The sequence below is a fragment of the Variovorax sp. CF313 genome (assembly GCF_000282635.1).
Lineage (GTDB): Bacteria > Pseudomonadota > Gammaproteobacteria > Burkholderiales > Burkholderiaceae_C > Variovorax.
Map to the genome: position 1 here is coordinate 1 of NZ_AKIW01000123.1, position 9,192 is coordinate 9,192.

A 9,192-nucleotide genomic window follows, 5' to 3' on the forward strand; every position below is an offset into this window, starting at 1 on the left:
GAGCAATTGCCCTCGGCGGTGAGGGCCGTGGCGGCGTGGCTGCCGCTGACCAACGCGGTGGCGCTGGTGCGGCCGCTGTTCATGGACCAATGGCCAGCGAACCGGTGGGTGCACGCGGCGGTGCTGGCCGTCTATGCGGTCGTCGCCTTCTGGATCGCGCTGGCGTTGACGCGCAAGCGGTTCAGGGGCTGACGGGCCCCGGCGGCGTCGGCGTCATTGACGCGCGTGCGCCCCGCAGTTCTTCGCCCCATGCTCGCCGTGCGGCAGCACGATGCCCCAGCGCACGCGCAGGCTGTTGCGCTCGTCGGTGCCGGCCCAGGGAATGTCCAGCGTGCCGCGGCAATCAGCCTGCGCGAGCCGGGGTTCGAGCAAGGCGCCCTCGGAGCGGAACTCCTGCGTGTCGAGGATCAGCACCATGCCGCCTTCACGCTCCAGCGCGCCGGGGGCCAGCCAGGGGGAGTTGCGCTCGTCGCCGTCGATCAGCAGCTGCATCGACGGGTCCATCTTCAGCGCCACCGCGCCCGCGAACCAGGTGTCGCCGACGAGCAGCCTGAACGGCCGGTCGCCGGCGCGGTCGTGCCAGATGGCGCGCAAGGCATCGGCGACTGCCCCGGCCGGCAGGTTGGCGCGCGTGATGTAGCCGAGCCGCCTGCTCAGCACGCCGTCGACCCACCCCTGGCCGAGCGCGCCGGCCACATGCAGCACCACCACGGTGGCCACGACGCCGCGCCACCGGCGGCGGCTCCAGCGCTCCGCCTCGAGGCCGGGCAGCACGGCCACCGCCCACAGCGCCGCCGGCAGGAAGAAGGTGGTGAGCCAGGACGCAGCCAGCGGGATCTTCAGCAGGATGGCCGCGGGAAACACCAGGCACGCGGGCCCGAGCGTGGCCCAGGCCAGGAAGCGCCGGTCGAACGCACTCAGTCCCGGCGTGGCGGCCGAGGACAGCGGCGGCGGCGCCACGGAGGCGCGTGTGAACCAGGCCCAGCCGGCCAGCAGCAGCATCGGCGACAGCCGGGCCACCTGCACCACGAACACGTGCACCAGATGGCGCAGGCCGTACCCGTGCCCACCCGCCGGTTGGACGGAATGGCGCGCGTAGGCGATCGTCCGCGCGGAGTGCTCCAGCACCCACCACAGGTGCGGCGCCATCAGCAGCAACGCCACGCCGCCCGCCAGCAGCAGCCCGCGCCGCACCTGCGCGTCGCGCCACTGGCCCTGCCTCACGATGAAGGCCGCGCCGACCGCGAACTGCACCACCGCGCTGTACTTGGTGAGCATCGACAGCGCCGCAAAGACACCGAGCCAGGCCCAGTCCCGCAGCCTCGACGACGACGGCGCATGCAGCACGCGCCACAGCATCCACCAGTAGCCGGCCAGCGGCAGCAGCTGCACGGTGTTGTGGTTGTAGACGACCGCGCGCTGCACGTGGTAGGTCACCAGCGAGCCGAGCAGAACGGCCAGAGCCGCGCGGGCCGGATGGACCAGCGCGGTCGACCAGCGCCAGACGAGGTAGAGCGCGCCCACCCCGCAGCCGACGCCGGCGGCATAGGTCAGCCAGGGCTGGCGTCCGCCCAAGTGGATCAGCACGCCCATCAGCCAGCTCGGCAGCGGCGGATGCTTGTAGTAGCTCCATTCGAAGCTGCCGCCCCAGAACAGCTCCTCGACGTTGTCCCAGGGCGGGGTCGGGTAGAAGCCGGCGATCGAGAGGGTCCACAGCAGCAGCATTGCACCCAGGGCCCACAGGATGTCGCGATGCGCGGCGGGAGACGGAACAGCGCGGGCCGGAATGGTTCCTGCCGAAGGAATCGGAGAGGGGCGCATACGGAATCGGGCGGGGTGCTGGGCGGAACGGAAAGCGGGAGCGAAACCAAAGCCTTAAGTGTGGCACGCTGTTTACCTTGTCTTTACATTGCACACAATTCAATTGCTCGCTACAATTCGACCCATGCGCTCCACCCCAGCCCCCGCCGACGAAATGCTCAAGCTGGACAACCAGCTGTGTTTCGCCGTGTATTCCGCTTCGCTGGCCATGACGCGGCTCTACAAGCCGGTGCTGGCAAAGCTGCAGCTCACCTACCCCCAGTACCTCGTGATGCTCGCCCTGTGGGAGCAGGACGGCCCCACGGTCTCCGCGCTCGGGGATCGCCTGTCTCTGGACTCCGGCACGCTCACGCCGCTGCTCAAGCGCCTCGAGGCCAACGGCTATGTGGCCCGCGTGCGCGACGTGGCCGACGAGCGCCGCGTGCACATCACGCTGACATCCGCCGGCCGCAAGCTCAAGGGCCGCGCGGCCGGCGTGCCCGAGTGCCTGATGGCGGCGGCCCAGTGCTCGGTGCCCGAGCTGATTTCGCTCACCCAGCAGATCCAGGCCCTGCGCGACCGCATCAGGAAAGCGGCCTGACGCAGCGCAACTTTTTCTCCCGCTTCGATCGCCCCCTCGGGAAAGAACGAAGCTTTTCACCACCCTCCTCCATCATCACCAAAGGAATCACCATGACCACCAAGCTCGACAAAGTGCTCTACACCGCAGAAGCCCACACGGTCGGCGGCCGTGACGGCGCAGGCAAGTCCAGCGACGGCGCCATCGACGTCAAGCTGAGCTCGCCCGGTTCCGGCAAGCCCGGCACCAACCCCGAGCAGCTGTTCGCGGTCGGCTACGCCGCCTGCTTCATCGGCGCGATGAAGGCCGTGGGCCCGAAGATCGGCGTGAAGGTGCCCGAGGACGTCGCCATCGACTCCAGCGTTTCGCTCGGCCCGACCAACGGCGGCGCCGCCTACGGCATCGCCGTGAAGCTGGCGATCACGCTGCCCGGCCTGGACACCGACGCCAAGCAGAAGCTGGTCGACGCCGCTCACCAGGTGTGCCCGTATTCGAACGCAACGCGCGGCAACATCGACGTCGAATTGACGATCGCCTGACCGCTTGTTGCACACGCGAAGAAGCGACCTGGCCACAAGCCGGGTCGCTTTTTTTATGCCCGCCGATGTCTCACGGGTGACGCGCAAACGCGCCGCGCGGTGGCGCCTTTCATCGAGGCTGGCTAACGTAGCCGCATACCAACCGCCCGGAGCCTCGCTCATGAGCACCACCAGCCTTCTCATCCGCAAAGACCAGCTCGCCACCACGCGCCTGCACACCGCCAGCGACGAGCCGCTCACCGACGGCCAGGTGCGCGTGCGCATCGACAGCTTTGCGCTCACTTCCAACAACATCACCTACGCCGCCTTCGGCGAGGCGATGAGCTACTGGCAGTTCTTTCCGTCCGAGGAAGAAGGCTGGGGCAGCATTCCGGTGTGGGGCTTTGCGAGCGTGGTGCAGTCGCTGCACCCCGGCGTGGCGGTGGGCGAGCGGCTCTACGGCTACTGGCCGATGGCCTCGAGCGCGGTGCTGAGCCCCGACCGGCTGTCGGTCGCGCGCTTCACCGACGCCGCCGCGCACCGCGCCGAGCTGCCCGCGGTCTACAACCAGTACTTCCGCTGCAACGCCGACCCGCTCTACACCACCGAGACCGAAGACCTGCAGGCGCTGCTGCGCCCGCTGTTCATCACCTCGTGGCTCATCGACGACTTCATGGCCGACAACGACTTCTTCGGCGCGAGCACCATGCTGCTGTCGAGCGCATCGAGCAAGACGGCCTACGGCACGGCCTTTCAGCTGCACCAGCGCAAGGGCATCGAGGTGATCGGCCTGACCTCGCCAGCCAATGTCGCTTTCTGCGAAAGCCTGGGCTGCTACCACCGCGTGGTGACCTACGACGCGCTCGACGGCATCGCGGCGGACACGCCTTGCGTGTACGTCGACTTCGCCGGCAACGGCGGGCTGCGCAACGCCATCCGCGAGCGCTTCACGAATCTGAAGTACAGCTGTTCGATCGGCGGCACGCACGTGGAGCAACTCGCCTCCAAGGGCGCGGGCAAGGCCCTGTCGGGCCCGCGCGCCACACTGTTCTTCGCACCGGCGCAGATCAGGAAGCGCACCGCTGAATGGGGCACGGACGAATTCGGCCGGCGCATGGTGGCGGCCTGGCGCAACTTCCTCGCCACGGTGACCGACGTCAACAACCCCTGGCTGCACGCCGAGCACCACCATGGCGGCGAAGCCGTGCAGGCCGCCTACGCGCAGGTGCTGGCCGGCAAGGGCGACCCGCGCACCGGGCATATCCTTTCGCTTTACAAGCAACCGGGCGGGCTGTAACGCCCCCCGGGGCCCGTGTGGCGACAATCGCTGCATGACCCCTTCTCCCGCAGCGCCCGCCAACACCCATCCCTACGAGAGCCTCACGCCCGACGTGGTGCTCGACGCGCTCGCGACCCTCGGCCTGCACGGCGACGGCCGGCTCACCGGCCTGAACTCCTATGAAAACCGGGTCTACCAGGTCTACCTGGAGGATCGCTCGGCGGTGGTGGTCAAGTTCTACCGCCCCGGCCGCTGGAGCGAGGCCGAGATCCTCGAGGAGCATGGCTTCTCGCTCGAACTGGCCGCGGCGGAAGTGCCCGCGGTGGCGCCGCTGGCATTCGACGGCCGCACCCTGCACAACCACGCCGGCTTCGGGTTCAGCGTGAGCCCCTACCGCGGCGGCCGCGCGCCCGAGCTCGACGACTTCGAAGTACTCGAATGGGTGGGCCGCTTCCTCGCGCGCATCCACACCGTGGGCAGCGCCAAGCCTTTCGAGGCCCGCCCGGCGCTGGACCTGCAGACCTTCGGCCTCGATTCGCGCGACTGGCTGCTCGAGAACGACAAGATCCCGCTCGACGTGCAGCGCGACTGGGAAACGGCCTGCAACGCGGCGCTGGACATGGTCCGCGCAACCGCTCTCGCACTGCAGCCGCCGGCCTCCGATTTCAAGCCCCGCAAGCTGCGCCTGCACGGCGACGTGCACCCCGGCAACATCCTGTGGACGCCCACCGACCGCCCTGGCGGCGGCCCGCACTTCGTCGACCTCGACGACGCGCGCACCGGCTTCGCGGTGCAGGACCTGTGGATGCTGCTGTCGGGCGACCGCGCACAGCGCACCTCGCAGCTGTCGGGCCTGCTCGACGGCTACGAGCAGTTCCGCGAATTCGACCGGCGCGAGCTGGCGCTGATCGAGCCACTGCGCACGCTGCGGCTCATTCACTACAGCGCGTGGCTGGCACGGCGCTGGGAAGACCCGATCTTTCCGATCAACTTTCCGTGGTTCGGCTCCAGCGACTACTGGAAGGGGCAGATCCTCGTGCTGGAAGACCAGTGCGAGCAGATGGCGGAAGAGCCGCTCTACGCCTAGGAATGCCGGCCCCCCGGCTTTTCAATTCGCTTCGCTGCGTGTAATTCGCCACCCCCCGTGGGGAAGGCCCGACCGCCTTGGGGCGGCCCGGCGGCGGCCGGTTGGACGTCGGCCACGCCCTGCAGCAGCCGCTCGACCAGCACGTTGGCCGGTCCGCTTCGCCAGATGCCATAGGCCTCCGACTGCGCCACCACCCGGTCGAGCGGCCTGAACACCGCGCCGCGCAAGGCCGAATGCCGCATCGCCTGCGGCACCAGCGCCACGCCCATGCCCTGCGACACCAGCGAGACCACGGCCAGCCAGTGGCGCACCTCGTGCCGCACCTCGGGCAGGAAGCCCGCGTCGGCGCAGATCGACAGGATGCGCTCGTGGTAGTCGGGCGAGGCCTCGCGCGAGAACAGCACGAAGGGCTGCTCGCGCAGATCGGCCGGCGCCAGCACGCGCTTGCGGGCCAGCGCATGCCCGGCCGGCAGGCAGGCCACGAAGGGCTCGGACAGCAGCAGCCGGTGCTGCAGTTCGAGGGGCACGCGGCGCGTGTGGGCAAAGCCGAGGTCGAGCCGGGCGTTCAGCAACTCGGCAATCTGCACGCCGGAGTTGAGTTCGCTCAGCGTGATGCGCACCGCCGGGTGCTTCGCCTGAAAGGCACGCAGCGCCTGCGGCAAGCCCCGGTACAGCATCGCGCCGACGAAGCCGATGCGCAGCCGACCCGCCGAGCCCAGCGCCACATCGCGCGCCTCGATGGCGGCCTCTTCCGCCTGCAACAGCACGCGCCGCGCCGAGATGCGCAGCGCCTCGCCGGCAGGCGTGAGCCGCACTTCCTTGCTGTTGCGTTCGAACAGCCGCGCGCCCACGTTGTCCTCCAGCTGCCGGATCGCCACCGACAGCGGCGGCTGCGAGATCGACAGGCGCCGCGCCGCGCGCCCGAAGTGCAGCTCTTCGGCGAGCACGGAGAAATAGCGCAGGTGCCGCAGTTCCATGGATAGTCAGATCGAATCGAACAAGACCAAATTGATATTAGACACGGATCGTCGCGGCTTCAACAATGCGGCGAACCAAGGAGACAAAGCGCATGTCCGCAGAGCACGCCCACCCGATTCCCGATCGCCACGGCCAGAACCTGTTCACCACCGATGCCGAGCTGCACGCCCTGCTCGCGCTCTACCTGCCCGACGACCTGCGGCAACATATGCAGCCGCACTTCGAGCGCCTGGGCGGCCTCGCGGGCGGCCTGCTCGACGAGCTGGCCGGCACCGCCGACCGCAACCCGCCCACGCTGAAGCAGCGCACGCGCACCGGTCTCGACGAGCAGAAGGTCGTCAAGCACCCCGCGTACGTGGAGATGGAGCGCCTCGCGCTCGCCGAGTTCGGCCTGGCCGCCATCTCGCACCGCGACGACACGCTGGGCTGGAAGGGCAAGATGCCGCCGCTCGTGAAATACGTGCTGACCTACCTGTTCGTGCAGGCCGAGTTCGGCCTGTGCTGCCCGGTGTCGATGACCGACTCGCTCACGCGCACGCTGAAGAAGTTCGGCAGCCCCGCGCTGGTCGCCAGGTACCTGCCGCGCCTGACCTCGCTCGACTTCGACGAACTCGCGCAGGGCGCGATGTTCATGACCGAGCAGGCCGCCGGCTCCGACATCGCTGCCACCGCCACCATGGCGCACGCCGAAGCCGATGGCAGCTGGCGCCTTACCGGCGACAAGTGGTTCTGCTCCAACCCCGACGCCGACTTCGCGATGGTGCTCGCACGCGCCGACGATGGCGCGGCGGGCATGAAGGGCGTGTCGCTGTTCCTGCTGCCGCGCCGGCTCGACGATGGCAGCCTCAACCACTACCGCATCATCCGTTTGAAGGACAAGCTCGGCACGCGCTCGATGGCCAGCGGCGAGATCCGCCTGGAAGGCGCGGTCGCGTACCTCGTGGGCGAAGCGGGCCGCGGCTTCGTGCAGATGGCCGACATGGTCAACAACTCGCGCCTGTCGAACGGCGTGCGGGCCGCCGGCCTGATGCGCCGCGCGGTGGCCGAGGCCGAGTTCATCGCCTCGGAACGCCGCGCCTTCGGCCGCACGCTCGAGCAGATGCCGCTGATGCAGCGCCAGCTCGACAAGCTGCGCCTGCCCGCCGAGCAGGCACGCACGATGGTGTGCCAGACCGCCCTGGCGCTGGCTCGCTCCGATGCCGGCGAGACCGACGCCTATGCGCTGCTGCGCATCCTCACGCCGCTCATCAAGTTCCGCGCCTGCCGCGATGCGCGCAAGGTCACGGGCGACGCGATGGAAGTGCGCGGCGGCTGCGGCTACATCGAGGAGTGGAGCGACGCGCGCCTCGTGCGCGACGCCCACCTGGGCTCGATCTGGGAGGGCACGAGCAACATCGTGGCGCTCGACGTGATCCGCGCGGTGAAGCGCGAAGGCTCGCTGCCGGTGCTGCGCGCGCACTGCGAGAAGCTGCTCGACGACGCGGCGCTCGCCCCCGGCTTCGCCAAGGCGCTGCGCGATGCGCTGGAGCGCGCCGCCGCGCTGGCCGAAACCGCCGCGCGCGAAGGCGGCGACGTGCTCGCGCGCCAGGCCGCCTCGGCGCTCTACCACTGCACCAGCACCATCGCGATGGCCTGGGAGGCTGCGCACGGCGGCTCCGCTGCGCGCATGCGCTGGGCGCAACTGGTGCTGCTGCACCGCGTGCTGCCGCGCGACCCGCTCTCGCCCGATGCCATGCCCGCGGACTGGAACGCCGCCGCGGTGCGCCCTGCGAAAGCGCTCGCCTGAGCCTCTTTGTCAATTCACAAGAATCGGAGACATCCCTTGAAACGCCTCACCTTCCTGCTGGCCGCCTGCGCCACGTTCATGACGGCAATGCCGGTCGTTCACGCGGCCGATGCCTTTCCAACCAAGCCGCTGATGCTGGTCGTCCCCTTCCCGCCGGGCGGCCCCACCGACGCGATGGCGCGCACGCTCGCCGCCGGGATGAAGGATCGTCTCGGCCAGCCCATGATCGTGGAGAACCGTGCGGGCGCGGGCGGCAACATCGGCGCCGAGTACGTGGCGCGCGCCGAGGCCGACGGCCACACACTGATGTTCGGCACCTCGGGCCCGCTGGCCATCAACGCGAGCCTGTACCGCAAGATCAACTACGACCCGGTGAAAAGCTTCGCGCCGGTGATCCAGGTCGGCTACCTGCCCAACATCCTGGTGGTGAACCCTGCGCTGCCGGTGAAGAACGTGCCCGAGCTCGTGGCCTACGCCAAGGCCAACCCCGGCAAGCTGAGCTATGCCTCGTCGGGCAACGGCGCGTCGTCGCACCTCGCGGGCGTGCTGTTCAACTCGGTGGCGGGCACCGACCTGCAGCACATTCCGTACAAGGGCACGGGCCCCGCGCTCAACGACCTGCTGGGCAACCAGGTGAGCATGACCTTCACCGACATCCTCACCGCACTGCCCTACGTCAAGGCCGGCAAGCTGCGCGCGCTGGGCGTGGCCACGGTCGCGCGTTCGCAGGTGCTGCCCGACGTGCCGACGATCTCCGAGCAGGGCTACAAGGGCTACGACGTGAGCGTGTTCTTCGGCATCGTCGCGCCGGCCGGCACGCCCGCCGACCGCGTGACCAAGCTCAACCATGCCTTCGCCGAGGTGCTCAACTCGCCCAAGGTGAAGCAGATGTTCGCGTCCCAGGGCCTCGAGGTGCCCGCCGATACGTCGCCGCAGAAGCTCGGGCAGTTCATTGGCGCCGAGTCGGCCAAGTGGAAGGACGTGGTGAAGAAGTCTGGGGCGCAGCTGGACTGAGTTCATGGCCTCGTTCGGGACGCGCTCACGCCGACGCGGTGACCTTTTTCGCGAATGTCCCCCGGCCTTCGGCCTCCTCCTTTATTTCGCGAAAAAGGCCCCCGCATCGACGTGATCGTTCAGAGCACCTGTTGATCGGCCGCACACCAG

8 protein-coding genes and 1 pseudogene are annotated in these 9,192 nt (G+C 69.1%); 7 read left to right on the top strand and 2 right to left on the bottom strand.

Annotated features, from left to right (window positions below):
• Positions 1–192: pseudogene (locus tag PMI12_RS25500) on the top strand (ABC transporter permease); the annotation flags it as partial.
• 21 nt (positions 193–213) lie between these two features.
• Here the strand turns inward: PMI12_RS25500 and PMI12_RS25505 are convergent.
• Positions 214–1,821, bottom strand: coding sequence for a glycosyltransferase family 39 protein (locus tag PMI12_RS25505; protein WP_042674346.1), 1,608 nt, complete (start codon positions 1,819–1,821; stop codon positions 214–216).
• Between the two features lie 124 nt (positions 1,822–1,945).
• Here PMI12_RS25505 and PMI12_RS25510 point away from each other — a divergent pair, with 124 nt between their 5' ends.
• The 4 genes from PMI12_RS25510 to PMI12_RS25525 all read left to right on the top strand — a co-directional run bounded on the left by PMI12_RS25510 (position 1,946) and on the right by PMI12_RS25525 (position 5,264).
• Positions 1,946–2,401 (top strand): MarR family winged helix-turn-helix transcriptional regulator, encoded by a 456-nt coding sequence (locus tag PMI12_RS25510; RefSeq protein WP_007838332.1) that lies wholly within the window; start codon positions 1,946–1,948, stop codon positions 2,399–2,401.
• A gap of 92 nt (positions 2,402–2,493) precedes the next feature.
• Positions 2,494–2,919 carry an organic hydroperoxide resistance protein gene (locus PMI12_RS25515; RefSeq protein ID WP_007838334.1) on the top strand — a complete coding sequence of 142 codons (426 nt, stop codon included), beginning with the start codon at positions 2,494–2,496 and terminating at the stop codon, positions 2,917–2,919.
• 160 nt (positions 2,920–3,079) lie between these two features.
• On the top strand, positions 3,080–4,195 hold the full coding sequence (locus PMI12_RS25520; RefSeq protein ID WP_007838335.1) for a DUF2855 family protein: 1,116 nt from the start codon (positions 3,080–3,082) through the stop codon (positions 4,193–4,195).
• Between the two features lie 34 nt (positions 4,196–4,229).
• Positions 4,230–5,264, top strand: a complete 1,035-nt coding sequence (locus PMI12_RS25525) for a serine/threonine protein kinase (RefSeq protein WP_007838336.1) — start codon at positions 4,230–4,232, stop codon at positions 5,262–5,264.
• Here PMI12_RS25525 and PMI12_RS25530 read toward each other — a convergent pair.
• On the bottom strand, positions 5,261–6,241 hold the full coding sequence (locus PMI12_RS25530; protein WP_007838337.1) for a LysR family transcriptional regulator: 981 nt from the start codon (positions 6,239–6,241) through the stop codon (positions 5,261–5,263). The two genes, PMI12_RS25525 and PMI12_RS25530, sit on opposite strands and share 4 nt — an antisense overlap.
• A gap of 92 nt (positions 6,242–6,333) precedes the next feature.
• Between PMI12_RS25530 and PMI12_RS25535 the strand changes: the two genes are divergently transcribed.
• On the top strand, positions 6,334–8,028 hold the full coding sequence (locus tag PMI12_RS25535; protein ID WP_007838338.1) for an acyl-CoA dehydrogenase family protein: 1,695 nt from the start codon (positions 6,334–6,336) through the stop codon (positions 8,026–8,028).
• 36 nt (positions 8,029–8,064) lie between these two features.
• Positions 8,065–9,042, top strand: a complete 978-nt coding sequence (locus PMI12_RS25540; protein WP_007838339.1) for a Bug family tripartite tricarboxylate transporter substrate binding protein — start codon at positions 8,065–8,067, stop codon at positions 9,040–9,042.
• Positions 9,043–9,192: the final 150 nt, after the last annotated feature.